Origin of the sequence: Thalassospira sp. UBA848, assembly GCF_002295455.1 — a bacterium.
Classification (GTDB): Bacteria; Pseudomonadota; Alphaproteobacteria; order Rhodospirillales; family Thalassospiraceae; genus Thalassospira.
The window spans coordinates 25,525-51,663 of the sequence record NZ_DBGS01000059.1 but is presented as its reverse complement, the minus strand read 5'-3'; the positions used below and the strand labels follow the sequence as shown (position 1 = coordinate 51,663).

21 protein-coding genes are annotated in these 26,139 nt (G+C 54.5%); 8 read left to right on the top strand and 13 right to left on the bottom strand.

The window, feature by feature from the left end; genetic code table 11:
• Nucleotides 1-141 precede the first annotated feature (141 nt).
• Nucleotides 142-1,812: a methyl-accepting chemotaxis protein gene (locus B2R48_RS07950; RefSeq protein WP_296999301.1), complete on the top strand. Its 1,671-nt coding sequence runs from the start codon at nt 142-144 to the stop codon at nt 1,810-1,812.
• Between the two features lie 57 nt (nt 1,813-1,869).
• Here the strand turns inward: B2R48_RS07950 and B2R48_RS07945 are convergent, their stop codons facing one another.
• From B2R48_RS07945 to B2R48_RS07920, 6 genes are all read right to left on the bottom strand, one after another.
• Complete coding sequence (locus B2R48_RS07945) at nt 1,870-2,799, bottom strand: hydroxymethylglutaryl-CoA lyase (RefSeq protein WP_296999300.1); 930 nt, start codon at nt 2,797-2,799, stop codon at nt 1,870-1,872.
• Entirely contained in the window at nt 2,799-4,802 is a 2,004-nt protein-coding gene (locus B2R48_RS07940) for an acetyl/propionyl/methylcrotonyl-CoA carboxylase subunit alpha (protein WP_296999299.1), read from the bottom strand. The genes B2R48_RS07945 and B2R48_RS07940 overlap by 1 nt, the downstream gene beginning before the upstream one ends.
• A 1-nt stretch (nt 4,803) precedes the next feature.
• Nucleotides 4,804-5,616: an enoyl-CoA hydratase/isomerase family protein gene (locus B2R48_RS07935; protein WP_296999298.1), complete on the bottom strand. Its 813-nt coding sequence runs from the start codon at nt 5,614-5,616 to the stop codon at nt 4,804-4,806.
• Nucleotides 5,617-5,623: 7 nt separating this feature from the next.
• A complete protein-coding gene (locus tag B2R48_RS07930; protein WP_296999297.1) occupies nt 5,624-7,234 on the bottom strand; it encodes a carboxyl transferase domain-containing protein in 1,611 nt (536 codons plus the stop codon).
• 254 nt (nt 7,235-7,488) lie between these two features.
• Nucleotides 7,489-8,109 carry a 2-hydroxychromene-2-carboxylate isomerase gene (locus tag B2R48_RS07925; protein ID WP_296999296.1) on the bottom strand — a complete coding sequence of 207 codons (621 nt, stop codon included), beginning with the start codon at nt 8,107-8,109 and terminating at the stop codon, nt 7,489-7,491.
• Nucleotides 8,110-8,242: 133 nt separating this feature from the next.
• Nucleotides 8,243-8,716: an Lrp/AsnC ligand binding domain-containing protein gene (locus B2R48_RS07920; protein WP_062957452.1), complete on the bottom strand. Its 474-nt coding sequence runs from the start codon at nt 8,714-8,716 to the stop codon at nt 8,243-8,245.
• Nucleotides 8,717-8,921: 205 nt separating this feature from the next.
• Between B2R48_RS07920 and putA the strand changes: the two genes are divergently transcribed.
• From putA to B2R48_RS07905, 3 genes are all read left to right on the top strand, one after another.
• On the top strand, nt 8,922-12,725 hold the full coding sequence (putA, locus tag B2R48_RS07915) for a bifunctional proline dehydrogenase/L-glutamate gamma-semialdehyde dehydrogenase PutA (protein WP_296999295.1): 3,804 nt from the start codon (nt 8,922-8,924) through the stop codon (nt 12,723-12,725).
• Between the two features lie 212 nt (nt 12,726-12,937).
• The gene (locus B2R48_RS07910) at nt 12,938-13,567 is read left to right on the top strand and encodes a BON domain-containing protein (RefSeq protein WP_062957450.1); all 630 of its coding nucleotides are present in this window, start codon (nt 12,938-12,940) and stop codon (nt 13,565-13,567) included.
• A gap of 165 nt (nt 13,568-13,732) precedes the next feature.
• Nucleotides 13,733-13,966: a (2Fe-2S)-binding protein gene (locus B2R48_RS07905; RefSeq protein WP_062957449.1), complete on the top strand. Its 234-nt coding sequence runs from the start codon at nt 13,733-13,735 to the stop codon at nt 13,964-13,966.
• A gap of 96 nt (nt 13,967-14,062) precedes the next feature.
• Here the strand turns inward: B2R48_RS07905 and B2R48_RS07900 are convergent, their stop codons facing one another.
• Entirely contained in the window at nt 14,063-15,112 is a 1,050-nt protein-coding gene (locus B2R48_RS07900) for a Glu/Leu/Phe/Val dehydrogenase dimerization domain-containing protein (RefSeq protein ID WP_296999294.1), read from the bottom strand.
• A gap of 555 nt (nt 15,113-15,667) precedes the next feature.
• Between B2R48_RS07900 and B2R48_RS07895 the strand changes: the two genes are divergently transcribed.
• Nucleotides 15,668-15,901: a hypothetical protein gene (locus tag B2R48_RS07895; RefSeq protein WP_062957447.1), complete on the top strand. Its 234-nt coding sequence runs from the start codon at nt 15,668-15,670 to the stop codon at nt 15,899-15,901.
• A gap of 101 nt (nt 15,902-16,002) precedes the next feature.
• On the opposite strand, the gene B2R48_RS07890 is transcribed toward B2R48_RS07895, so the two are convergent.
• The 6 genes from B2R48_RS07890 to B2R48_RS07865 form a co-directional block, all read right to left on the bottom strand.
• Nucleotides 16,003-17,679: a thiamine pyrophosphate-dependent enzyme gene (locus tag B2R48_RS07890; RefSeq protein WP_296999293.1), complete on the bottom strand. Its 1,677-nt coding sequence runs from the start codon at nt 17,677-17,679 to the stop codon at nt 16,003-16,005.
• A 66-nt stretch (nt 17,680-17,745) separates the two neighbouring features.
• Nucleotides 17,746-19,095, bottom strand: a complete 1,350-nt coding sequence (gene gdhA, locus B2R48_RS07885) for an NADP-specific glutamate dehydrogenase (RefSeq protein ID WP_296999292.1) — start codon at nt 19,093-19,095, stop codon at nt 17,746-17,748.
• Between the two features lie 111 nt (nt 19,096-19,206).
• Complete coding sequence (locus tag B2R48_RS07880) at nt 19,207-19,806, bottom strand: 2-hydroxychromene-2-carboxylate isomerase (RefSeq protein ID WP_296999291.1); 600 nt, start codon at nt 19,804-19,806, stop codon at nt 19,207-19,209.
• A gap of 148 nt (nt 19,807-19,954) precedes the next feature.
• The gene (locus B2R48_RS07875; protein ID WP_296999290.1) at nt 19,955-21,130 is read right to left on the bottom strand and encodes an endo alpha-1,4 polygalactosaminidase; all 1,176 of its coding nucleotides are present in this window, start codon (nt 21,128-21,130) and stop codon (nt 19,955-19,957) included.
• A 32-nt stretch (nt 21,131-21,162) separates the two neighbouring features.
• Nucleotides 21,163-22,299 (bottom strand): NAD(P)/FAD-dependent oxidoreductase, encoded by a 1,137-nt coding sequence (locus tag B2R48_RS07870; RefSeq protein WP_296999289.1) that lies wholly within the window; start codon nt 22,297-22,299, stop codon nt 21,163-21,165.
• 47 nt (nt 22,300-22,346) lie between these two features.
• Nucleotides 22,347-23,339: a hypothetical protein gene (locus B2R48_RS07865; RefSeq protein WP_296999288.1), complete on the bottom strand. Its 993-nt coding sequence runs from the start codon at nt 23,337-23,339 to the stop codon at nt 22,347-22,349.
• A gap of 239 nt (nt 23,340-23,578) precedes the next feature.
• Here B2R48_RS07865 and B2R48_RS07860 point away from each other — a divergent pair, with 239 nt between their 5' ends.
• The 3 genes from B2R48_RS07860 (at nt 23,579) to B2R48_RS07850 (ending at nt 26,095) form a co-directional block, all read left to right on the top strand.
• Complete coding sequence (locus tag B2R48_RS07860) at nt 23,579-24,478, top strand: division plane positioning ATPase MipZ (RefSeq protein ID WP_296999287.1); 900 nt, start codon at nt 23,579-23,581, stop codon at nt 24,476-24,478.
• 67 nt (nt 24,479-24,545) lie between these two features.
• Nucleotides 24,546-25,268 (top strand): VWA domain-containing protein, encoded by a 723-nt coding sequence (locus tag B2R48_RS07855; protein WP_296999286.1) that lies wholly within the window; start codon nt 24,546-24,548, stop codon nt 25,266-25,268.
• The gene (locus B2R48_RS07850) at nt 25,268-26,095 is read left to right on the top strand and encodes a DnaJ domain-containing protein (RefSeq protein WP_296999285.1); all 828 of its coding nucleotides are present in this window, start codon (nt 25,268-25,270) and stop codon (nt 26,093-26,095) included. Before B2R48_RS07855 ends, B2R48_RS07850 begins: the two co-directional genes overlap by 1 nt.
• Nucleotides 26,096-26,139: the final 44 nt, after the last annotated feature.

Genomic DNA, 26,139 nt, shown 5'->3' with positions numbered 1-26,139 from the left:
ATCACAAATCCAGCTTCCTGTCGCGGCAAGCTTTTCAGTGGACAGATATTTGCCTTGTGACTTTGATCACAATGCTTCCGACGTGATCGTGTCACCAAACCCATATGACAAAAATAAGAAATATATATGTGGGAGACTTACATGACCGCCTTTTTAAATAACCTCAAAATTTCTACGAAGGTTTTTGGCGGGTTCGGCCTGGTTCTGGTGCTTCTGGCAGCCATGTCTTTGTATGCGGTAATTTCGATTGGTATTGTCGGCGATGACTTTGCCCGGTATCGCGTCATTGCCTCGCAAACCAATCAGGCCGCCCGTGTGCAGGCCAATCTTCTCGAAGCGCGTGTTAACATCAATGAGTTCATTGAAACGAATGCCCCGGCATCGGCGGAAACGGTCAAGGAGCGAATTGCGACGGCAATTGATTACAATACTGGCCTGGTCGACATGCTGGTGAAGCCTGACCGGTTGCAGGTCGCGACCACCGCCGCAGAAGAGCTGGCGGAATTTCAGTCCGTGTTTGACCAGATTGCGGCCATGCAACCATCCGATCCCAATCGGCAAAGTCTTGTAAGCGGACGTTTGGCAGAACTTGGCGGTCTTGTTTCCAAAGACCTTGAAAAACTGAAACTTGAAGTCAAGAAAGAGCAGGAAACTCTCGGACAGCATGCTGAGGAGGCTGTGAGCTCTGCAACGATCATAACAGAGGTCTTTGCAGGCATTGCCATTGTCATCGGGATTGCGGCGGCATGGGTCATTGGTACCGGGATTTCGCGTCCAGTCGGGGCCATTACCGATGCCATGAAATCACTGGCGGGCGGAGACAAACAGTCAGATATCCCGGGACAGGGTCGCAGGGATGAAATTGGCGACATGTCCAACGCGGTTCTGGTGTTCAAGGAAAACATGATCCGTGCCGATGAACTGGCCGCACAGGAAGTTGAGGCGCAAAAACGTCGTGAGTTGCGGGCTCAGAAGATTTCCGATCTGACATCGGGCTTTGACACCGACGTTTCAGTTGTTCTCAAGACCCTGGCATCGGCATCAACCGAAATGCAGGCAACTGCAACTGGCATGACCAGCACGGCCGAGGAAACCAGCCGGCAATCAAGCATCGTTGCCGCTGCAGCCGAGCAGGCTTCAAATAACGTACAGACCGTTGCCAGTGCCACCGAAGAGCTTAGCGCTTCGATCTCTGAAATCACCCAACAGGTGGCGCAATCCTCGCAGGTGGCCAATCGTGCGGTTGCCGATGCAGAGCGTACCAATGAACAGGTGCGCGGTCTTGCCGAGGCTGCCCAGAAGATCGGGGATGTCGTTGGTTTGATCAGTGACATTGCCGAACAAACCAACCTTCTTGCGCTCAATGCCACGATTGAGGCGGCGCGCGCCGGTGACGCTGGCAAGGGCTTTGCTGTGGTTGCCGCAGAGGTCAAAAACCTTGCGACGGCGACCTCAAAGGCGACCGAACAAATCACCAGTCAGATCACTGGTATTCAACAGGAAACCAAGGGGGCGGTCGATGCGATTGCCTCTATCACGACGACCATTTCAGAAATCAGTGAAATTGCCGCGACCATCGCAAGTGCTGTCGAAGAACAAGGGGCTGCGACCGGTGAAATCACGCGCAATGTGCAGGAAGCCTCGACCGGCACGACCGAGGTTTCGGCAAATATTGCTGGTGTGAATGAAGCAGCTGGTTCGACCGGTGCCGCAGCCGAGCAGGTGCTTGCAGCGTCAAGTGAACTGTCCGAGCAATCTGAAATGCTGCGTCAAAAGGTTGGAACGTTCCTTGATGCGGTTCGATCTGCCTGATCTGATGCGTCTGAAGTTGGTGGGCCCAGTGTCATTGAAACGGCACGGGCCCATCCTTTAGTCCCCGGGCGTTGATCTTTTTGCTGCCAAGGCCAGATTGACCTTCGATGCGCTTGATTTTCCTATCTGATCACAAATCCAGCTTCCGGTATCGGCAAGCTTTTCAAGATCGATACCGGTTTTGATGCCAAGGCCGTTCAGCATATAGACAACATCCTCGGTCGCGACATTGCCACTGGCCCCCTTGGCATAGGGGCAGCCACCCAGGCCGGCGACGGAGCTGTCGATTGTGGCGACACCCATCTGAAGCACGGCCAAAAGATTGGCAAGCGCCTGACCATAGGTGTCGTGGAAGTGCGCGGCGAGCTTTTCGGTGGGGACATGCCTGGCAACAGCGGCAATCATCGCCTGTGCCTTTGCCGGCGTCCCGGTACCAATCGTGTCGCCCAGACTGATTTCATAACAGCCCATGTCATATAGCGCCTTGGCGACTTCTGCGACCTTTTCAGGCGCGATGTCGCCTTCATAGGGGCAACCCAGCACGCACGACACATAACCGCGTACCGCAAGGCCGGCCTCGCGTGCGGCATGCGCGACCGGGCGGAAGCGATCAAGGCTTTCAGTGATTGAGCAATTGATGTTCTTCTGCGAGAAACTTTCCGATGCCGCGCCAAAAACCGCAACCTCGGTTGCGCCTGCTGCAATCGCGGCCTCAAGACCCTTCATGTTCGGGGCCAGAACAGGGTATGTCACACCGGGTTTTCGGGTGATCTGGGCCATGACATCGGGTGCATCGGCCATTTGCGGCACCCATTTTGGACTGACAAAGGCGGTGGCTTCGATCACCGATAATCCGGCATCATTCAGACGATGGATCAACTCGACCTTTGTTTGGGTCGGGACCATTGCCTTTTCGTTCTGAAGGCCATCACGCGGACCGACTTCAACGATTTTGACATGGCTTGGCAGATCGGAAATCAGGGCCATTATTCGGCCTCCTCGATCGCAATCAGTTCTGCGCCATCATCAACCTGATCCCCCACACCAAAGAACACTTCCTTGACCGTGCCGGTGACGGGGGCTGAAATGGTGTGTTCCATTTTCATGGCTTCCATCACGACCAGCTTGTCACCCGCCGTGACCGATTGACCGGCCTCTGCCATAACAGCGATGATCTTGCCAGGCATCGGAGCGGTCAGACCACCACCCGTACCCTCATTGCCACCGGCTGCAGCCAGCGGATCAAAGATGTCCAGGCGGTCGGAACGGCCATCGCGGAAAATCATCAGACGATTGCCGTCGCGCAGGACTGACGCGCGTTTGCGCACGTTATCAAGCCGGGCAACGATGGCACCATTATCGTCATATTCGGCACTCGCCATGATAGCGCTACCATCAGGCATATCGATGACGTAGCCCTGATCGCGGTAATGCACCTTTACCAGCATGTCCGATCCATCATGACGCAGGATCAGGTCATGGTGGTTATCGTCATTCAGCCGAAAGCCTGCTGTGCTGTGCCAGGGCGAATAGGGATCTTTGCTTTGCGCGGCATAGCGGGCGGCCTCGGTATCGCGGGTCAACAGGATATCAAGGGCGGCGAAAGCCATGGCTTCGTTATCCGGTGTGCCGGGGGCCGGGATCAGGTCATCCTGATAATTCGGGATAAAGCCGGTTTCGACATCACCACGCTCAAAGGCCGGATGACGGGCGATATTGCCAAGGAAGCCGGTATTTGTGGTGACACCAACAATCTGCACATCATTAAGTGCGGACGCCATGCGACGGAGCGCGGATGGGCGGTCCACATCCCAGGTGATCAATTTGGCGATCATCGGGTCATAATGGATCGATACTTCGCCGCCCTCATAAACGCCGGTATCAACGCGCACATGATCGGTTTCGTGTGGCATACGCATATGAACAAGTTTGCCGGTTGCCGGCAGGAAGTCATTCTGCGGGTCTTCGGCATAGATCCGGACTTCAAAGGCATGACCGTTGATCGACAGGTCTTCCTGCGCCTTTGGCAGTTTTTCGCCATCGGCCACCCGCAATTGCCATTCCACAAGGTCTTCGCCGGTGATTTTTTCCGTCACCGGATGTTCGACCTGAAGGCGGGTGTTCATTTCCATGAAATAGAACGCACCCGACGCGTCCAGCAGAAATTCGACTGTTCCTGCGCCCTGATAGCCAATTGCCTTGGCGGCATCGACAGCGGCCTTGCCCATCTGGGCGCGGAGCTCTTCGCTCATACCGGGTGCCGGGGCCTCTTCAATCACCTTTTGATGGCGGCGCTGCAAGGAGCAGTCACGTTCAAACAGGTAAACCGCATTGCCATGGCTGTCGGCAAAGACCTGAATTTCGACATGGCGCGGTTTGACGATCAGTTTTTCAATCAGGCAATGGTCATCACCAAAGCTGCTTGCGGCTTCGCGTTTGCAGCTGATCAGGGCGTCCTTGAATTCAGATGCCTTTTCAACGGCACGCATGCCTTTGCCGCCACCCCCGGCGGATGCCTTGATCAATACCGGATAGCCGATCTTGTCGGCCTCGGCCGCCAGAAGGTCAGGGTCCTGATCTTCGCCGTGATAGCCCGGCACCAGCGGGACACCGGCCTTGCCCATGATTTTCTTGGCTTCGGATTTCGACCCCATGGCGCGGATCGCACTTGCCGGCGGGCCGACAAAAACACAGCCTGCCTTTTCAAGCGCATCGGCAAAACCGGCATTTTCCGACAGGAACCCATAGCCCGGATGGACGGCATCGGCACCCGATTGTGTGATGACTTCAAGCAACCGGTCGGTCCGCAGATAGCTGTCCTTGGGGGCGGGCGCGCCGATATGGTACGCCTCGTCAGCGTGTTTGACATGCAGGGCATTGGCGTCGGCATCGGAATAAACAGCAACCGTGGCAATTCCCATGCGACGGGCGGTCTTTATCACGCGGCAGGCGATCTCACCGCGGTTGGCGATCAGAAGTTTGCGCGGCATGTTATTTCTTGCTCCAGTTCGCGGGACGTTTTTCCAGAAAGGCACCGACACCTTCGCGGCCCTCGTCGCTTGCGCGTTGATCGGCAATGCGCTGTGCTGTGTCATCAATCACGGCATCTGAAATCGGTTTATTGGCGACGGCATAAATCAGGTTCTTGGCGGCATGCATTGCGTCTGGCCCATTGGCCAGCAGGATATTTGCCATTTCCTGTCCACGGGCAGTCAGTTCATCGGTTGTGGTGAGTTCATGTACCAGCCCAATCTGCTGGGCGGTCTTGGCATCAAATCGCTCGGCGGTCAGGAAATAGCGCCGCGCGTGATTAACTCCGATGGCCTCAACAACATAAGGTGAAATCACCGCCGGGATCAGGCCCAGCTTGACTTCCGACAGACAGAAACTGGCACGATCGGACGCGATCACGATGTCACAGCACGCAGCCAGACCAACCCCGCCGCCAAAGGCAGCCCCGTTGACCAGTGCGATGGTCGGTTTTGATGCAAAATTCAAAACCTTCATCAGTTTCGCCAACGCGCGGGAATCGGCAAGGTTTTCAGCATGGCTATAGCCCGCCATGCGCTTCATCCAGTTAAGATCCGCACCGGCCGAGAAGCTTTTGCCAGCCCCGGTCATGATGATCACACGGACCGCAGGATCGGCTTCAAGCGCCTCAACCTTGGCCGTTAGATCGGCGATCAGGGCATCATCAAAGGCATTGTGAATTTCCGGGCGGTTCAGCGTGATGGTCGCAATTCCGGCATCGGTGATTTCACAGATCGCCGCATCGGATATGTTATCGGTGTTTACATTGCTCATGGCGGCCTCACATTCTAAAGACGCCAAACCGGGTTTCCTCGACCGGTTTGTTAAGCGCAGCTGACAGGCCAAGACCCAGAACCATTCGGGTATCGGCCGGATCAATCACACCATCATCCCAAAGCCGCGCGGAGGCGTAATAGGGATGGCCTTGTTCTTCGTATTGATCGCGGATCGGGCCCTTGAACTCTTCCTGCTCGGCCTCTGGCCAGGTTTCGCCGCGTTTTTCCATGGCATCGGCACGAATTTGTGTCAGCACATTGGCCGCCTGTTCGCCGCCCATGACGGAAATGCGGGCATTTGGCCACATCCACAGGAAGCGTGGATTGTACGCACGGCCACACATGCCATAGTTGCCCGCGCCAAATGAACCACCGATCAGGACGGTGAATTTCGGGACATTGGCGGTGGCAACAGCGGTGACAAGTTTTGCGCCATCCTTGGCGATGCCACCACTTTCATATTTGCGGCCAATCATAAAGCCGGTGATGTTTTGCAGGAAAACCAGCGGAATGCCGCGCTGCGCGCAAAGTTCGATGAAATGCGCACCCTTAAGCGCACTTTCGGAAAACAGGATGCCGTTATTGGCAATGATGCCGACCGGATAGCCAAAGATGCGGGCAAAGCCGGTCACAAGCGTCGTGCCGTATTGTGCCTTGAACTCATCAAACTCCGACCCGTCAACAATGCGCGCAATGATTTCGCGGACGTCATAAGGCTTTTTGGTGTCGGTCGGCACCACGCCATAAATCTCGCGCGGGTCATAGGCCGGTGCGCGCGGTTCGGTCAATGTCAGGCCCGGATTTTTGGTCCAGTTCAGGTTTTTGACAACATCGCGTGCAATCGACAGCGCGTGGCTGTCATCCTGTGCATAGTGATCGGTCACACCGGATGTTTTGCAATGAACATCAGCCCCGCCAAGGTCTTCGGCCGAGACGACTTCGCCTGTCGCGGCCTTTACCAGCGGCGGACCGCCCAGAAAGATCGTGCCCTGTTTGCGGACAATGATGCTTTCATCGGACATCGCCGGAACATAAGCACCACCCGCAGTACAGGACCCCATGACAACCGCGATTTGCGGGATGCCTTTGGACGACATGGTTGCCTGATTAAAGAAGATGCGCCCGAAATGGTCGCGATCCGGAAATACATCGTCCTGACGGGGCAGGTTGGCACCGCCACTATCGACCAGATAGATACAAGGCAGGTTGTTTTCGAGTGCGATTTCCTGTGCGCGAAGATGCTTCTTCACCGTCATCGGATAGTAGGAACCACCCTTGACCGTGGCATCATTGGCAACAATCACGCATTCGACGCCTGAAACGCGGCCGATGCCGGTAATGATGCCCGCCGCCGGAACGTCTTCGTCGCCATACATGCCATGTGCGGCAAGCTGCGAGAGTTCGAGAAACGGGGAGCCGACATCAAGAAGCTGGCGAATACGTTCACGCGGCAGGAGCTTGCCGCGTCCGGTATGACGGTCTCGGGCACGTTCACCGCCCCCCAGTTTTACCGCCGCGATCTGATCGCGCAGATCGGAAACCAGCTGTTCCATATGGTCGGCATTGTTGCGGAATTCTTCTGAACGGGCATTAACCGCAGATTTCAGTACCGTCATCGTCCGTTTTCACCGTTTATTGTTGTGGGCAATTCGGCCCGCTTACAGGGTGTTTATGGCTGTTGTTATGGGTGAAGTTTACGTAAACGTCAATATTAAATCGGTATTTTAGTACCGAAATTATCTATATAGGATTTGACGTTCTTGTAACGGATTGAATTGACGTGTTTGTTGCGTCCGCGAAGGGTGCGCGCACGGCGATGCGCAGGTGCAAAAGGTCTGGTCAGATCCGGTCTTGGTAGTTGTCGGGGGTGCTAGTCGATCAGACTGCCTGCCGCGTTCTTGCGCAGTGAAATCCACTGCGCCAACTGATCAATGCGGTCATTCCCAAAGAAGGGTTCGTCTTCATAGAAGAAGAACGGTGAACCAAAGGCACCCATGGCAATGGCTTCCTCGGTGACAGTGCGCACATGATCTTTCCATTTCTGGGATTCGACAGCTGCGCGCATTTCGCTGGCATTGATAGAATGGCGGGTCGCGGCGGCAAAAACATTTTCCGGGTTGGACATATCAAGTCCGTCGGCGAAATAGCCGCGATAGATATCCTTGGCAAACTTGCGCGCCAGCGTCGGAGATCGTGATTCAAGCCAGTAATAGGCACGGGTCGGAACCAGTGCCGCATAGGGGAAGTTGTCGGGAATTTGGAATGGCACGTTTTGCAGGCGTGCGCAGCGTTCCATGTCGTGTCGGAAATAGGTGCCGCGGATCGGTTGATCAAGAAGCGGGCTTTGGCCTGTTTGTTTAAATGCAGCGCCAATCATGAAAGGGCGCCAGACGACTGTGACGCCATTGCGCTTTTCGAAGTCTTCCATCCGTTCGGCGGCAAGGTAGCCATAAGGTGACGAGAAATCAAAATAGAAGCTGACTTCAGACATGTTCCTGCACCTGTTTTCCGTTCTGTTTTCACCAACAACTTTTCCGACAGATCTGACGCCTGCTTGGGTGGAGACGATTTTGATCTATTAAGTTGTTGCGAATCAACAAAAAAAATATAGGACCAGGCCATGGTCACGGGATCACGATGCCCGGTCGGACTTTTACTTCTTCCATGACGACATATGTATGAGTCTGACCGACACCCTGAACAGAAGACAGGCGTTCAAGGAACTCGCGGTAAGCATACATGTCCTCGACGCGCAGTTTCGCAAGATAGTCAAAGCCACCCGCGACCATGTGGCATTCTTCGATCTCGGGGAGCTTTTTGATCGCTGCGGCAAAGACGTCAAAGACGTCTGGTGTGGTGCGATCAAGGGTGATTTCAACGAAGACCACCAGCGCCTGGTTGAGTTTGCGCGGGTCGAGAGTTGCCATATACCCGGTTATGAAGCCGTTCTGTTCGAGGCGACGAACGCGCTCAAGGCATGGGGTCGGGCTGAGGTGGACCCTGCGCGACAGCTCAACATTGGACATGCGACCATCATTTTGCAGTTCGCGGAGGATCTGTTTGTCAATCTTGTCCAGGCTTTTGTGGTTCTTCTGCATTAAGGACACCCATCCAGTGTATGTGACTGCATTAATGTGAAAACAATGGATGATATATCGTATTTTTTGGAAAATTGGCAGCACATTTTTCGGGTGAAATAATATTGTCGGTAACCATAGAGGTGTAACAGGCCCTGAAGCGCTTGGAATTACGTGCGTTCTTCGGGGGTGGCAAAAGTCAAACATCAGGGAGAGGCTTTAGAAGATGTTCCGTACCGAACTGCCCAAGCCAAACGAAATCCGTCAGAAAATTCGCGATTCCTATCGCGCCGATGAAGAGACCGTTGTTGAAAGCCTGATCGAAACCGCGCGTCTTTCCCCGGAACAAACTGCGCGTGTTCAGGGTCGCGCCTATCAGCTTGTCGCGCGTGTCCGCGACGCTGATAACGGCAAAAGCGGCATTGATGCCCTGCTGCATGAATACGAGCTTTCGAGCAAGGAAGGCGTCATCCTGATGTGTCTGGCCGAAGCTTTGCTGCGCGTGCCTGATGCGGTGACTGCAGACAAACTTATTCAGGACAAGCTGTTTGATGCCGACTGGCAAAGCCATCTGGGCCATTCCGACAGTTTCTTTGTCAATGCCTCTACCTGGGGATTGATGCTGACCGGGCGCGTGATCAAGTTCGGCAAGGCGGAAAAAGCCGATCCGGGCCGCCTGATCAAACGCATGATCGGCCGGTCTGGCGAGCCGGTTATTCGCAAGGCGTTTAACCATGCGATGCGAATCATGGGACGCCAGTTCGTGATGGGCCGCACCATTGATGAGGCATCCGAGCGCGCCAAGGCGAACGAAGAAAAAGGCTATCGCTATTCCTATGACATGCTGGGCGAGGCCGCCCGCACGATGGAAGACGCCGATCGCTATTACAAGGCCTATGAAACTGCGATTCACGATATCGGACGTGTTGCCAATGGCCGCGGCCCGATTGACAGCCCGGGTATATCGGTCAAGCTGTCAGCGATTCATCCGCGCTATGACTTTGCCAACTATGAACGGGTGATGACCGAACTGACCCCGCGGCTTAAGGAACTGGCCTTGTTGGCCAAGAAATACGACATCGGCTTTACCGTCGATGCCGAAGAAGCCAACCGGCTTGACCTGTCGCTTGATGTCATCGGCACTGTCTTTGCCGACCCGGATCTTGATGGTTGGGAAGGCTATGGTCTGGCGGTTCAGGCCTATCAGAAGCGCGCCTATCATGTTCTGGAATGGCTGGCAGATCTGTCGACCAAGGTCGGGCGCAAGATGATGGTCCGCCTTGTCAAAGGCGCCTATTGGGATACCGAAGTCAAATTCAGTCAGGAAAACGGCTTTGACGGCTATCCGGTCTTTACCCGCAAGGCATCGACCGATGTGTCGTATCTGGCGTGCGCGAAATACATGCTGTCGCGCCGCGATGCGTTTTATTGCCAGTTCGCAAGCCACAATGCCCATACCGTGGCATCAGTTCTTGAAATGGCGGGCAATGATCGCACCTTTGAATTCCAGCGCCTGCATGGCATGGGCGAAGCCCTGTATGAGCAGATCGTCGACAAGAACGGCGAAAACGTTCCGTGCCGTGTTTACGCGCCGGTTGGCACCCATGAAGACCTGCTGGCTTATCTGGTGCGTCGTTTGCTGGAAAACGGTGCGAACACCAGCTTTGTGAACCGTATTCAGGACGAACAACTGCCAATCGAGGAAATGATCGCCGATCCGATCGAAAAGATGGCAGCCCTTCCGCGCAAGGGGCATCCGAAGATCCCGGCACCGATTGATCTTTACGGTGCGACGCGTGTGAACTCGCGCGGGATTGATCTGACGGACACGGAAAAGCTTTTGCCGCTCAGTGCCAAGCTTGCCGGGATCAAGGACAAGACCTGGAACGCAGCCCCGCTTATTGACGGCAAACTTGTTTCCGGAACACCGGTGGATGTCATCAACCCGGCAAAACTGAATGAAAAGGTTGGTGACCTTGTTCAGGCGACCGAGGCCGACGTCGACGCCGCCGTGGTGGCGGCCGTCAAGGGCTATGAGACCTGGAACAAGACGCCGGCAAGTGATCGTGCAGCAGCACTGCGCCGTCTGGGTGATCTGCTTGAAGAAAACATGGACGAGTTCATCGCCCTGTGTCAACGCGAAGCAGGTAAGCTTTACCTTGATGGCGTTGCCGAAGTACGTGAAGCGGTCGATTTTTGCCGCTACTACGCCAACCGGGCAGAGGAAACCTTCCGCGAAGGCAGCCCGCTTGAAGGCCGTGGCGTTATTGTTTGCATCAGCCCATGGAACTTCCCGCTGGCGATCTTCCTTGGGCAGGTGACCGCGGCGCTGGCAGCAGGAAATGCTGTTATTGCCAAACCGGCAGAGCAGACTTCACTGGTTGCAGCCCGTGCTGCAGAACTGATCCTTGAATCCGGTGTGCCCGGCTCGGCATTCCATCTGGTGCCGGGGCCTGGGCGTGTGATTGGTAATCAACTGATCAATGATCCGCGCATTGCCGGGGTGGCCTTTACCGGGTCAACCGAAACTGCGCAGCTTATCAACCAGGCGCTGGCAAAGCGTCCGGGTGTGCCGTTGCCGCTGATTGCCGAAACAGGTGGTCAGAATGCGATGATTGTTGATTCGACCGCACTCCCCGAACAGGTCGTGCAAGACGCGATCATTTCCGGCTTCCAGTCGGCTGGTCAGCGTTGCTCGGCCCTTCGTGTCCTGTTTGTACAGGAAGACATTGCTGACAAGCTGTGTGACATGCTGGTCGGTGCGATGAAGGAACTTCGCGTCGGTGATCCGAAGTTCCTTGATATTGATGTCGGTCCGGTGATTGACGAAAAATCGCGCAAGGTTCTTGAAGCCCATGCGGAACGCATGAAGAAGGAAGCCAAGCTTTTGCATGCTTGTGACACGCTTCCGGAGTGCGAGGGCGGCAATTTCTTTGCGCCGCATTGCTTCGAAATTCCATCAATCAATGTGCTGGAACGCGAAGTGTTCGGCCCGGTCGTGCATGTGGTGCGTTACAAGGCACGTGACATTGACAAGATCCTCGATCAGATCAATGCATCGGGCTATGGCCTGACCCTTGGTATCCATTCGCGTATTGACACGACTGTACGGGAAATTTCCCAAAAGCTGCGCGTCGGGAACTGCTACGTAAACCGCAACCAGATCGGTGCGGTGGTCGGTGTGCAGCCGTTTGGCGGGCAGGGTAAATCCGGTACCGGCCCAAAGGCGGGTGGTCCGCACTATGTCGAGCGCTTTGCCAAGCCGATCGCCCATGAAAATACCATCTCCAACGACGAGGCATCAGACGATCGCGCGCCGATCATCGTCAAGGATGTCATTGCAAGCAACGAATATGCCGCGATGTTGGCAGCCCAGGAAGAATGGCAGGCCACCGATGGCAATGCACGGGTGACCATTCTTGAAAAGCTGTCAGCCAAGATGGAGGCATCTGGCAACGATGCCCTGATCGCCGGGGCGGATCATGTTGCGAACTTTGCTGCCCTTTCGGAGAACGGCTTTGTCGCGCCGACCCGCATGCCCGGTCCGACCGGTGAAACCAACGATCTGTATTGTCAGGGGCGTGGTGTTTATCTGGTACAGGCAGACAAGGATGCCGATGCGGCAAAAGTCATCCGTCATTTGGGGGCGGCACTTGCCGCCGGTAATGCGGTGATCCTTGCTGGCGATCAGAAATGGCTTGCTGATATTCCGGCACTGGCACAGCAGGCGGGCCTTCCGGCCAAGCTTGTTAAGGCTGTCGGTGCCAATACCGGCCTTGGTGCGATGTATGATGGCGACATCGCGGGCGTATCGTGCGTGGCGTCGCTTGATCGGGTGACGTCGTTCAAGCAGCTTCTCGCCAAGCGCGATGGCGCAATCCTGTCGCTGATTTCCGATAGCGGGGCAGAGGATGACGGTGCATTGCCTGATGAGGCCTTCCTGCATCGCTTTGCGACGGAAAAGACGATCACGATCAACACCACGGCAGCCGGGGGCAACGCATCCCTGATGTCGATGGAAGAAGATTGATCTGCGAATTGGACCGGGAAGAAATTCCCGGTCCATTTTTCTTTCATTCATGATCTCTGAAATAGGATGCGTTTGCCCGGTTTGATGTTGGGCTTTTTTTTGTCAAAATTGGCTGCGATAGGTATTGGCCGGAACAGTTGACGTCCTGCGGCGTTGGAACTGACGCAAGAAAATCGACCCATGTCGTGCAGGCATGAACAAGGAGAACAGGAATGATCAAGGTGACCCGCGGTTTCGGCCGTGTCCTGAAAACGGTATCGGTATGTGCACTGCTGGCAGTGCCGCTTGCGGCTTGTGGGCCGCTGCAAATGCCGTTGGAAGACCGCACAGGCAATGACCAGTGGCTCGATACCCAGATCAAGTCCGGCATCCTTGGGGAGTTCTCCAAGGTCGATCACACCTATCTGATGGATGTGAATATCGATATCTGGGAACAGAATGTCATGGTCACCGGCATGGTGGATTCCAAGGGCAAATATTACGACGTCATGTCGATGGTCAAGCAGGACAACCGGATCAAAACCGTCCACGACCATCTGGTGATCGCCGATCAGGAAACGATTGATGCCTATCATCAGGCCGAGGACGAATATGGCAAGAATGCCGTTCCGACGGATTCGGCCACCCAGTCGGTGTCCGATGTCTGGATCGAAAGTCAGATCAAGGCATTGTTATTGGCCGAAAAAGGTGTGACGTCAGTCAACTATCGCTGGCAGTCGGTCAAGAATGTTGTCTACATCATGGGCGAAGCGCAAAGCGATGCAGAGCTTGAAAAGGTGCTTTCCATCGTGCGCCGGATCAAGGGTGTGACCAAGGTAGTGAGCCACATCACAACCGCCTGATTCAGGTTAACGTCTTGTGATATATAAATATTATTGAAATTCCCTGCAGGCATTCGGTCTTGCGGGGAATTTTTTTGTTCGGATTGGATGCGAAAGTGTTTGAAAACCATTCGCATTTGTCATAGAGGTGAGAGCACGTAATTAATAACTGATTGCAATCGCACCATGTATGTCTGCATTTGTAATGCGCTCAAGGAAAAAGACGTCCGCCATGCCGCCGAGCAGGGCGGGGCGACACGTCCGGCGGAAGTCTTCCGTTTCCATGGCTGTGCGCCGCAATGTGGCAAATGCGCCTGCCATATGCGCGCAGAACTGCTGCAGGCAAAGACCTGTGGCAATTGCGATTGTGATGATGCAGCCGCTGTAACGGCCAATATCGAACCGATTGCCGCCGAGTAGGGCGCTTCCAGATATTCAAGCGATACGAAAAAGGCGAAGCCATACGGCCTCGCCTTTGTTGTTTGTGCCTAATGCTGATGCTGTTGATCGGCGCTGTTATTTCTTCAGGCCAAAGCGTTCCTCGGCCAGGCGGTCGGCGACAAAGCCGGTCGACAGGTTCTGGTCCTTGGCGCGTTTGAAAATCTCGCGCACGGTTTCACCGATGCCTTCGATGTGCATGTTGGTTTCAGCGACTGATTTACCTTCACGGCAGAAATAGACTTCCACAACCCCGCCCGCGTTGATCACATAATCCGGTGCGTACAGAATACCTGCTTCATGCAGCATTTCACCGTGTCGATCATGTTCCAGCTGGTTATTGGCCGCCCCGGCGATCACGCTGACCTTTAGGCTTTCAATGGTGCGATCAGTGATCACGCTGCCAAGGGCGCAAGGTGCCAGAATATCGGCGTCGACCGCCAGAATTTCATCGACCGAAACAACGGTTGCATCAAATTCGATTTCTGCTGCCTTGGCATTGGCTTCATGAAGGTCAGCGACAATCAGTTTTGCACCGTTGGCATGAAGCATCCGGCACAGATGATATCCGACATGCCCCAGCCCCTGAACAGCAACGCGCATGCCTTTAACGTCTTCTGTACCATGCTTGAAGCGCACCGCTTCCTTGATGCCGATGAAGACGCCATAAGCAGTAAATGGTGATGGATCGCCGGTGCGTTCCGGGTCCTTGCCATCATTGATGCCGCCGACATGCTTTGTCTGGCTTGCTATATGGCCCATGTCCTCGGGGCTGGTGCCGACATCCTCGGCAACGATATAGCGACCGCCAAGTTGTTCGACAGCGCGGCCCATTGCACGGAAAAATTCCGGCGTCTTCTGGCTGCGCGGGTCGCCGATGATGACGGACTTGCCGCCGCCAAGTGGCAGATTGGCAAGGGCCGACTTATAGGTCATGCCCCGTGACAGGCGCAAAACATCATGGATGGCTTCCTGTTCAGTGGCATAGGGCCACATTCGACAGCCGCCAAGTGATGGGCCCAGATTGGTGTTATGAACCGCGATGATGGTTTTCAGGCCGGTGGTTTTGTCACTGGCAAAGACAACCTGTTCGTGGTCATCAAATGCGATATCGGAAAAGACGTTCATCCTCTTGCAGCCTCCTGGCAGCATCATTGTTCTGGTGCAGATTGTTTTCTGCTTATTCCTTTATGTTTGATGCATTGGGTGGATGATCAATTTCTAATTCCACAGATATCGAAAAAAGACCGTTTCGGTTGAGCTGTCGTTGTGGCGTGGAATTATGCTGAGCCTGCCGGAGTGGCTTTGTAATTTTATTGCGCAAGGTGTGCGCTGCAAAATGTCGGGTTAGCAGAAATAGGCGCCAAATTTGGCTTGGTTGGGATTCTATTTTTGCGGATTTCGTCGGTGGTAATTTCGGAGCATTTTCGATTTAAGGCAACATGTTGCAGTGCACTTCCGGTGAAACGCCCTGAATCAGGGATATGATCATGCAGCCATGTCAAATTCGCACTTGAAACCGGAGCAATTAATCTGGAAATATCAATTAACCGGACAATTTACGGCTCGTTAAGGTGCGAAACGTAGACTCATGGTTGGGTATCTTGTGGTTGAGATTCCCGGTTCAGGACAGGTTGGCGTCTGGGCGGCGCCAGCGAACAAAAAGTAAGGAGAGCGGCGGAAATGTCTGCATTCACAGACCATCGCCAAACCGTATTCGAGGTTGAACTGCACAATCAGGCTGTGCGCGAATGCGTCAAAGAGAACCGATCCCACGAACTCTTTGATGATCGCTGGGCTGATGTTCAGACTCATGAAGTTGCGGCAAGCGACGAAAACAAGGCCCTTGCCATGATCGAAAATAGCTATCCGTCCGAAGACGGTTTCGTTGTCGATCACGTCAAACGCCTGGGATAAAGCGCACCAAACATTCTCTAAAAAAAAGCGTGGTCAGCTTTGCTGCCACGCTTTTTTTTGTCGCAAGCGCCAAATGACGCAGGCGCTGAAGGTTGAGCCTACTAAGACGTCAGTTTCCCAAGCATTTCCCGGCCCTTGGCAACGGCGAACTTCTGGGCCTGTGCAAAGGTTGGGTTTGGCGGCATGATCAGGGCATCAGGGTCCACCGGAACCTGAATGACGGTTGGCTTGTTGCTTGCGAATGCTTGCGACAGTGCGCTGGAGAGCTCCTTGGAGTTTTCAGCACGCAAGCCAAGACAGCCACAAGCTTGTGCAATGGCCGCCATATCGGGGTTTTTGAAGCCGATGGCGTGTTCGGGCAGGCCCTTTGCTTCCTGCTCCAGGGCGATAAAGCCAAGCTTGCTGTTGTCAAAGACAATGGCTGTGATCGGCAGGTCGTATTCGGCAGCAGTCAAAAGTTCGCCCATCAGCATGTTGAACGCGCCGTCGCCAGCAATCGCAACTACCTGACGGTCAGGGTAGGCAAGCTTGGCACCATTGGCCCCCGACAGGGCAAAGGCCATGGTGCCAAGCCCGGATGACAGCGTGAAGCGTTGGTTGCGTTTTACCCGCAGATGCCGCGCGGCCCAGGCCGTCGTCGTTCCGGTATCAACCAGGAAAATGGCATCATCGGCTGCGTGTTCCCCGATGGCTGACATGACGCTTGCCGGATGAAGCGGAGTCTTCTCGGAAGTCTCGATCTTTGACCAGTCTTCCTGCTGGTCTTTGACTTTTTCGATCCAGTGTTTGCGCTGCGTTTCAGTGTCCTTGGGCGTAATGCGATCCAGAAGACCCTGTACCGACAACTTGGCGCTTCCGATCAAGGGGGCATCAATATCAAGCCTTCTGCCGATCTGGCTGCGCTTGGTGTCAATCTGGATGGTTTTGGCATCTTTGGGGAAGAATTCCTGATAGGGGAAATCCGCACCGATAATGCAAAGCAAATCACAGTCTGCAACAGCATCCTGTCCCGGTTTGCCACCCAGAAGTCCCAGTCCGCCGATGCAAATGGGATCCTCGTCATCAAGCCAGTCTTTGGCGCGCAAGGTTCTGACGATTGGCGCATCAATCCGGTGCGCCAGATCAAAGATTTCCTGCGCGGCCTCGGTACCGCCAATGCCAGCAAGAATGACCGGCTTCGAGGCCTGATCAATCAGTTTGGCAGCGTGGTCAAGGTTCTCACTTGACGGGGACACTTCACGGGCTGCAAGCAATGTGGCGATATTGACCGCACCATCTGAACAATCGGCACTGGCGATGTTGTTGGGGATGCAGACATGTGCGGGTCCCCGATTTTCGATCGCGCTTTTGCAGGCTTCTTTCAGGATCCGCGCGGCCTGTGCCGGGTCCATGATTGTCTCGGAATAGACGGTTACGTCCTCGAACAGTTTTTTCAGATCCACTTCCTGATGATAGTCGGTCCCGATATACTCTGACTCAACCTGCCCGGTGATTGCCAGAACCGGTGCATGGTCGTGACGTGCATCATAAAGGCCGTTCAAAAGATGGATCGCGCCGCCGCCAGCGGTGCCAACACAACAAGAAAGATTGCCGGTCAATTTTGCTTGTGCCGAAGCAGCAAAGGCACCACCTTCTTCGTGCCGGACAAGGACAAAATCAATGTCATCCCTGTTTTCAAGGGAAAAGGTAATATCATTGATGGCGTCGCCGGGAATGCCAAACACGTGTTTGACACCAAGGTCGCTGAGAAGATTGATCGCGATATCGGCAACTTTCATAAGGAAGCTCCTTGGTTTCAATGGTGAGAAGCCGCAAACGACAATCGCATCAACGGCCAGGATTGATCAGGAAAGCCAAAAGGCATTCATGGTTTCTGCCACGCGTTTGAACGAAGCAAGGTTGGCGCCATCGCGATAATTGACAATTTTTCCATCCGGACTGTTTTCGATACAGTCCTTGTGAATTTTGGCCATGATTTCGCGAAGGCGTTTGTCGACGTTTTCCGTATCCCAGCGCAGGCGCTGCGCATTCTGGCTTTGTTCAAGGCCGCTGACCGCCACACCGCCCGCGTTCGATGCCTTGCCGGGGGCATGCGGAACATTCGCTTCATGCAGGATTTTCTGGGCCTTTGCCGTCAGTGGCATGTTTGCGCCGTCACACACCATCATCACTTTGTTCTCGACAAGGTTCCGGGCGTCGTCCTCGTCAAGTTCGTTCTGGGTTGCGCAGGGCAGGGCGATGTCGCACTCAAGCCCCCACGGTTTTTGGTCTTCCAGGAACGAACCGGCCTTTCCACCGTCAAACTCCGAGAGCGATTTGCGCTGGTTGTTTTTCCAGTCGTCAACCTGATCGAGAAGATCCTGGTTCATGCCATCGGCAAAGTGCATGGTTCCAGAGCTGTCAGACAGGCTAACGACTTTTGCATCAAGCTCTATGGCCTTGCGTGCGGCATGCAGCGCAACATTGCCCGCACCACTGATTGCAACGCGTTTGCCATTCAGTTCCTTGTTTTCCTGATCAAGCATATGACCAAGGAAATAGATGCAGCCAAACCCGGTTGCTTCCGCGCGGCCAGCACTTCCGCCAAAGTGGCATCCCTTGCCGGTTAGCGCGCCGGTCCACTTTTGGGTCAGTTTGATATAGTGACCAAACAGAATGCTGATCTCGTTTCGGCCAACGCCGATATCACCGGCAGGCACATCGGTATCTGGCCCGATATGCCGATATAATTCCTGCATGAAGGCTTGGCAAAACCGGCCGATTTCTTGCGGGGATTTGCCTTTTGGCGAGAAGTCGGCACCGCCTTTGGCCCCGCCCATGGGCAGGCCGGTCAGGCTGTTTTTCAGGGTTTGTTCAAAGCCCAGAAATTTAAGGACACTGGTACTGACCGTGGGGGCAAAACGAAGGCCGCCTTTGTAGGGGCCCATCGATTGGTTGAATTGAACGCGCCAGCCGCGATTGACCTGTATCTGATTGTAATCGTCTTCCCACGCCACGCGAAATTGCAGGACGCGGTCGGGTTCGGTGCATCGTTCAAGGACCGCGTTTTTACGCATTTCACGTTGATCAAGATACCAATCGGCAACGGAGCCGACCACTTCCTCGACAGCTTGGTGAAATTCCGGCTCGTTGGGTGTTTTGTCTTCAAGCCAGTTCAGAAAGTCCTTTTGAAAGTCAGATGCACTTTGTGTCATTGAAATGCGGGCTTTTTACTGTTTCTGCTGCTCTGCTTAACGTGCCAGAGACAGAAAAGTGCCCGCATAAAATTTTATGCGGGCAGATCCCGTGTTGGTTAATGCGCTTTGCTAGATGTTCTGGGCAACCGCTCTTTCAACGAAATCAAGGCGATCCTGGCCCCAGAACATCTCGTTGCCAACGAAATAGGTTGGGACACCGAAAATGTTCCGATCGCGCGCAGACTGGCAGTTGGCATCATAGATATTGGCAATCGCGGGCAGATCAGCATTTTCAAGATATTCTGTCGAAAGACCATTTGAGACCAAAGCCTCACGCACGGTGGCTGGCAGGGAGATATCACGTTCGCGCAACCAGATATCACCCATCAGGGTCTCGGTCAGGTCGCTGACATCCCTGCCATCATCCTGAACTGCGATGATGGTTCGTGCTGCAAGCGTCTCGTCAGCCGGGAAATATTTGGGGTGCAGGTTGATCGGAATGCCCAGATGATCCGACCAGCGTTTCAACTCGACAAGGCGGTATTCCTGACGTGGTAGTGGGCGTTTCGCCAAGGGGACTCCCCCGCCATGTTCCCAGACATCTGCAGCCCGACAAGGTTTGTGGATGATATCCACACCATGCTTTTTCGCGATCTCGACCGCGCGGCGGAATCCGAAAAAGGACCATGGTGACTGGACAAAGAAATAGTGAATAATTGGCTCGGACAATTCGGCCTCCTGTGTCTGCAATGCAGATGCTGTTTTCAGTACGTTCACACTGCCCAAGCAGACATGCTTCGTCAAACACCCGTCTTATCAGGGCCGCTAAAATCAGTTCATATGTTTGTGATGATTGTGCGCGGGGAATGCGTAAGACTCAGTAATCCAGCCACCAGGCATATTCATCAATGCCTGCCATCAGAACCCCGTCAAAGCCAAGCTTCATGATGTTGCCAAGATAGCTGCTTTCGTTGCCAAAGATGATGCTTTGCCATTCACGGGTCCAATAATGGACGTGATGTTCCTGTCCCCAACGCGCCATGAGATTGCCTTCGCTGACATAGTCGGGGCTTCCGGCGCGCCAGCCACTTTTCCAGTAGTAGCGATATGTCTCAGCCGTTGCGATATTGAGATAGGAAATCAGAACCCGCGGTGTTCCGGTCTTCTTGTAGCGAAGCCGCTTCATATCATCATAGGTCAGTGGAATGGTGCCGCGATGGAACGGGTCAATGATCAGCGTATCGTAATTGGTCGCGGCCAGTGCCTCGACATAGGCGTCCTTGGTGCCATAGGGCGAGCTATCAAGCACCATGGCAAAATTGTTGGCTTGGCGGATGTTGTCGATCACATGCGGGTTTGACCCGAACGGCGTACTGGGAACCTTTGCCAGTGATGACAGCTGCATGCCCGGTGGCGGAGCGGCATAATAAAGCGCATCTAGCCCTTTAAGCTGCGCGCGCGCCTTGTTCATATCGGCCCGGTTTTCGGTGTAATCGACGGCAAGGTATTGCAGGCCTTCAAGTTTAAGGCGTTCAAGATAGCCAAGAATATATTTGGTCTCTTCGGCGTTGGTCGGTTCGCCATAGTTTTCGAAACCATAGAAAGGTGCTTCGACGAGAATGGCGTCAAGCGCGCGGAGATAGTTTCTTGCCGGTTCGGCAACCCCGCGTGTGTCAAAAAGGGTTTTCTCGAGGAACTCGGTCAACTCCAGGCCATTCATGGCGATCACCGCGAAATCACTTCGATAGCTTTTCGCCCATCGACTGATCGCGATAACGTAGTCGCGCATTTCCTCGATGAAGTCTTTTTCGGGTTTGCCGGTGTTTATGCCACCGGATCTGCCGTTGCTCAGGCTGTTGGGGGCCGGGATAAAGGGTTCAAGATCCTGCGCGTACGCGCCCAGTGGCGTCGTTGCCAACAGCGCACCTCCAAGCCCGGCAGCGCTGTTGCCAAGAAACTGTCGGCGCGACATTGATTTGGGCGCAACGCCATTGCCGGACGCGACCGGTGTTGATTGGTTCTGCCGTGACTTGCTGTGACGTTGCTTGGCCATGCCTTTGTCCATCGCTGATTATATTGGCGATATTATGATGCCGCCTGCATCTCACCTTGCTGCGTGATAAGGTCAGTCACCCGCTTGCCGATCGCAAGTGATGCAGTAAGGCCAGGTGATTCAATACCATAGAGCATTACAAGACCATTAAGGCCGTGCTGTTTTTCATCAGCAATCATGAAGTCGCGCGCCGCTTCGCCCGGGGCCTGAATTTTCGGGCGCACCCCGGCATAACCGGTTTGCAGGGCAGCTTCATCAAGATCGGGATAGTATTTGCGGATGGCCTCGGCAAAGGCGGTCCGGCGTTCTTCGGGCACGTCGTAGTTCGGCGCATCCACCCAAGTAACATCGGGGCCAAAGCGTGCCTGACCACCCATATCAAGGGTCAGGTGAATTCCAAGCCCCGCCTGTTCTGGGGCGGGATAGATCAGTGTGGAAAACGGCGCCTTGCCTGACAGCGTGAAGTAACACCCGCGCGCATAGTGCTGCGGCGGGACGGTTGCGGGCGGAAGGCCGGTAAAGTTTCTGCCCAGTGTCTGGCTGTGCAGGCCACCGGCAACGATCAGTTCCGCGCAGGTCAGGCTCATTTCTTCGCCGTCTGCATCGGTTGTGCTGACGGTGTAAAGTCCATTCTCGAAGCTGACAGCCGTGACCTTGGTGTTGATTGCCAGTGTTGCACCATGGTTTTCGGCTTCGCCCAGCAATGTGACCATCAGTTGGTGACTGTCGACAATACCGGTCGACGGGCTTTGAAGGACGCCGACGCAGTGCAGGTTGGGTTCGCGTTCCAGTGCCTCATCGCGGGACATCCAGACAAGGTCGGTCACGCCGTTCTCGGATGCCTTGTCCTTGATCCCGGCCAGCGCAGCCATTTGGTCTTCTGCCGTTGCAACGATCAGCTTGCCGGTGCGTTTGTGTTCGATGCCGTTTTCTTCACAATAGCTATACAACATCTTGCGTCCGGCGACACAGAGCTCGGCCTTCAGGCTGCCTTTCGGATAATAGATTCCGGCATGAATGACTTCGCTGTTGCGTGCGCTGGTTTCGGTGCCAATCGCGTCATGCTGTTCAATGATCAGAACTTCGCGGCCCGAAAGTGCAAGAGATCGGGCGCAGGCCAGTCCGACGACGCCGGCCCCGATGACGATGGTTTGAATGTCTGCAGTCATGATCACTAAATGTCTTGGTTGGGATGTGGGAGCATATTGATCAGGGGCTAGTTGGCTTGACGGAAATAGACAGCCTGTCCCTGATTATCTTTGCCATTGCCGGTGACAACGGCTGGTGATTCGCTGGTGTAGTGGCCGCGCGCGAAGCTTGTGTCATTACAATAGACATACCAGCTGCCAAACGGCAGCGTATCACTTTGATACGCACCACCTTCATGACGCCAGACGCCCTCGCAATGCCGCTGATCATCATCAAGGATCATGGTGCCTTCGCCAGATGGCTGATCAAAGCGCAGCTTGCCGGCACCGCGCACCGATTGCCAATTGGTAACGATATCAATTCCGTCAATCGGTGCCGGGGTGGTAGTGCCTTCGGGCTGTAGCGCTGTCGTATCTTCGGTCGGTCCGACCACAGCGGCAGAAATCGCGGAATTTTCAGGCAGTTCAATTGTCAGACGGCCAAAGAACCCGGCGGCAAACTCCTGGGCATCAATCATCGGCAGGCCGTTAAGCGGCGCACTGTTGCCATTTGCGGCTTGCACCTGTGTGGGCGTGCAGTAATAGCCAAGCAGGCGACTGCCGCGTTGCGCCGGTGTTTGCGGATCCCACTGCCCGACAAATGAAACGCATTGCGATCCATCACGGGTGAAAGGGGACAGGGCGATATTGCCGTATCGGGTATCCTGCACAAAGTTCGCACCATTGAGGCTGCTACGCCCTTTAAGTGCATCAAACATGTCCAGTAACTGTTCGGATGCCATGGCTGTGCTGAACCTAAAACCGGGGGCGGAGGTCGTATAAACGGTTTCCAGATAAAGGTCGCTCGCTGTCGCAGGCGATTCCGAGACCGAGCGTGGCGCATACCAGCGTCCGACAAACACTGTGCTGTTGTCGCGATATTGACGCAGGAAGCTGTTCTGGCCCTCGGTATTCGCGGCAAACAGAACCGGGCTCTGGTCTTGCGGGATCTGTTCAAACCCGCCGGTTTGCTGTGCAAGGCTCATCTCTGGGGCTGCTGCCACCAGAAGGCTTGCAAACATGCTGCCGATCAAAGCCGCCCGATACTTCACATTGCGTCCTTTCAGGTTGTTTTCAGGCGCATTTTTGCGTTGCGCTACTCTTATGTTTACCTTTGTGCCTTTAGATTGGCTAGGGGGCAGTAACCTGTACCATGTGAGACAGTTCGCTTTTACCTTGATTTTTGGGTGTAAACGGGCTCATTGGGGAGGTTGGCCTTGGGGACAAAGTCAATAAGCCTGAAGATACGGAGCAAATAACCATGACGGTGCACCAGACCGGCGCGAACGGGGACAGCGCGGGCCAGCAGACGGCAACAGACAAACAGCCGCCGTCCAATCGCGCCCATGTAATCGTGATCGGCAATGAAAAGGGTGGATCAGGCAAATCGACAACGGCGATGCATCTGATCGTTTCCCTGATGAAGATGGGGTTCAAGGTCGGATCACTTGATATCGATGCCCGTCAGGGGACGCTTACCCGCTATGTTGAAAACCGGACTGCCTTTAATGAAAAAAAGGGTCTTTCACTTCCGGTCCCAGAACATCGCCCGATCTATCGCAGTGAATTGTCCGATGGCAATGAAGCCAAGCTGGACGAGCGCGAACGCTTTACGACTGCTCTTGGGGAAATGGTGGTTAGTTGCAATTTCATCGTGATGGATTGCCCCGGCAGTGACAATTACCTTTCGCGGTTGGCGCATGCCTGTGCTGATACGTTGATCACGCCGATCAATGACAGCTTCATCGATCTAGATATGCTGGCCCGGATTGATCCGGATAGTCTTGATATCAAGGGACCCAGCATCTATGCCGAAATGGTCTGGGATGCGCGCAAGCGTCGTGCAGCCATTGATGGCGGCAAGATTGACTGGATTGTCATGCGCAACCGTCTTTCGCATCTTGATGCACGCAACAAGCGCGACATTGCGGAAATCGTTGAAAAGCTGGCTGAGCGTATCCGGTTCCGTCAGGCGCCGGGCTTTGGCGAACGCGTTATTTACCGCGAGTTGTTCCTTAAAGGATTAACCTTGCTTGATCTGCGTGAAAAGGGCGTGGGTATCCCGATGAGTATGTCGCATATGGCTGCGCGTCAGGAAGTCAGATCGCTTCTGGAAGTGATCGGTTTCAAACCGGCAGACGGCGAGGAGTTGCCGATCTAGAGTCATCCGGCCTATATCTTGTGGGACATGAAATTGTCCAACCGGAACAGGAAGCAGGCAGGTCACTTTGACACGCAAAGACATCATTCCAGAGACATCCGGCGCCGAAGAAGTTGCAGACTTCATTGGCAAGGCGCGCGAACTTTCCGTTCGTGCACCGTCATCCGGGCCTGCGCAAGGCCGATTGATCTTTGCAATGGATGCAACCGCCAGCCGCCAGCCCAGTTGGGACCGTGCTGCTGAAATTCAGGCTGAAATGTTTGACTCAGTCGATGGTGTCGGTGCCCTTGATGTGCAGCTTGTGTTTTTTCGCGGGCTGTCGGAATGCAAATCTAGCGGCTGGTGCAGAAACGCCAAATCATTTCGTGATTATATCACCAAGGTTACCTGTCGCGCCGGGCATACGCAGATCGAACGGGTTCTGGCGCATGTTGAACGTGAAGCGGGTGACAAAAAAATCGATGCCTTGATTTATGTGGGCGACTGCATCGAAGAAAATCCTGATCATTTGGCCCCGATCGCAGGGAAATTGGCGCTCAAGGGGGTAAAGGCATTTATGTTTCAGGAAGGCCATGACAGGGACGCTGCGTTTGCCTTTGGTGAAATTGCCCGCATAACTGGCGGGGCGTTTATGCAGTTTGACGCGAGTGCGGCTGGCAAGCTTCGAGATTTGCTGGGGGCGGTGGCAAGTTATGCTGTCGGCGGGCAGTCGGGGCTTTCGATTTATCAGAAAAAGACCAAGTCCGATGACGTCCTAAGACTTGGTCACCAGTTGCGAAAGCCGCGTTGATGCAGTGGTTGTTGATTGGCATCGCAGCGTTTGTCGGGGTTGGCTTTTTCATCCGCTGGATGACTGAGGCCGAGCCCAAAGAAATCCGCAAAATTGTCTTATTTCTGATCATCTTGGTGTTGATCCTGCTTGCCGGTTGGTTGTTGCTCACCGGCAAGATTGCAGCGATGGGGGCTGCCTTGGCCGCCGCGGTTCCATTTTTGGTTCGGGTGATGAAGCTTGGGTTCCTGTGGCCAATTTTGCGCAGGATTTTCGCATCATCGCGCAAGCGCGCCCAGCCGGGAAGTTTTGGCAACAACACGGCCGGGGCGGGATCAAGTTCGGAAATTCGAACAGAGCTTCTGCACATGGTGCTTGATCTTGAAACCGGGCAAATGCGTGGCGGTGTTGTCGGTGGTCCCTATGCGGGGGCCGATCTTGACAGCTTGGGACTTGACGACCTGCAGTTGCTTTATGTTGACTGTTGCAGTGCAACCGACCAAAGCCGGGCGGTTCTGGAAGCTTATCTTGACCGTCGTCCCGATTGTACCGGATGGCAGGGCTGGCGCCAGAAAGATCATGGCGAAAATGGTGCGCATGACGGAGGAAACGACCGCGATAACAATGAGCAAAGCCGAAATGGCGAAAGGAGTTCAAGCGCATCTGGCATGACGGCCGACGAAGCTCGCAAAATTCTTGGCGTGGGGCAGGAAGCAACCCGCGAAGAGATCAACCGGGCTTATAAAAAACAGATCAAGGCAGTTCACCCGGACCACGGTGGATCAGACTATCTGGCGTCAAAGATCAATGCCGCGCGAAGCCTTTTGTTACGGCTATGTAAAGATTAGCGTTAATATTACGTGCGCTTGCTTGATCCGTGTTCTGGAAATGT

Coding starts and splice junctions, on each gene's coding strand:
- B2R48_RS07950 (WP_296999301.1), top strand. CDS start 142: ATGACCGCCTTTTTAAATAACCTCAAAATTTCTACGAAGGTTTTTGGC.
- B2R48_RS07945 (WP_296999300.1), bottom strand. CDS start 2,799: ATGGCCCTGATTTCCGATCTGCCAAGCCATGTCAAAATCGTTGAAGTC.
- B2R48_RS07940 (WP_296999299.1), bottom strand. CDS start 4,802: ATGCCGCGCAAACTTCTGATCGCCAACCGCGGTGAGATCGCCTGCCGC.
- B2R48_RS07935 (WP_296999298.1), bottom strand. CDS start 5,616: ATGAGCAATGTAAACACCGATAACATATCCGATGCGGCGATCTGTGAA.
- B2R48_RS07930 (WP_296999297.1), bottom strand. CDS start 7,234: ATGACGGTACTGAAATCTGCGGTTAATGCCCGTTCAGAAGAATTCCGC.
- B2R48_RS07925 (WP_296999296.1), bottom strand. CDS start 8,109: ATGTCTGAAGTCAGCTTCTATTTTGATTTCTCGTCACCTTATGGCTAC.
- B2R48_RS07920 (WP_062957452.1), bottom strand. CDS start 8,716: ATGCAGAAGAACCACAAAAGCCTGGACAAGATTGACAAACAGATCCTC.
- putA (WP_296999295.1), top strand. CDS start 8,922: ATGTTCCGTACCGAACTGCCCAAGCCAAACGAAATCCGTCAGAAAATT.
- B2R48_RS07910 (WP_062957450.1), top strand. CDS start 12,938: ATGATCAAGGTGACCCGCGGTTTCGGCCGTGTCCTGAAAACGGTATCG.
- B2R48_RS07905 (WP_062957449.1), top strand. CDS start 13,733: ATGTATGTCTGCATTTGTAATGCGCTCAAGGAAAAAGACGTCCGCCAT.
- B2R48_RS07900 (WP_296999294.1), bottom strand. CDS start 15,112: ATGAACGTCTTTTCCGATATCGCATTTGATGACCACGAACAGGTTGTC.
- B2R48_RS07895 (WP_062957447.1), top strand. CDS start 15,668: ATGTCTGCATTCACAGACCATCGCCAAACCGTATTCGAGGTTGAACTG.
- B2R48_RS07890 (WP_296999293.1), bottom strand. CDS start 17,679: ATGAAAGTTGCCGATATCGCGATCAATCTTCTCAGCGACCTTGGTGTC.
- gdhA (WP_296999292.1), bottom strand. CDS start 19,095: ATGACACAAAGTGCATCTGACTTTCAAAAGGACTTTCTGAACTGGCTT.
- B2R48_RS07875 (WP_296999290.1), bottom strand. CDS start 21,130: ATGGCCAAGCAACGTCACAGCAAGTCACGGCAGAACCAATCAACACCG.
- B2R48_RS07870 (WP_296999289.1), bottom strand. CDS start 22,299: ATGACTGCAGACATTCAAACCATCGTCATCGGGGCCGGCGTCGTCGGA.
- B2R48_RS07865 (WP_296999288.1), bottom strand. CDS start 23,339: ATGTTTGCAAGCCTTCTGGTGGCAGCAGCCCCAGAGATGAGCCTTGCA.
- B2R48_RS07860 (WP_296999287.1), top strand. CDS start 23,579: ATGACGGTGCACCAGACCGGCGCGAACGGGGACAGCGCGGGCCAGCAG.
- B2R48_RS07850 (WP_296999285.1), top strand. CDS start 25,268: ATGCAGTGGTTGTTGATTGGCATCGCAGCGTTTGTCGGGGTTGGCTTT.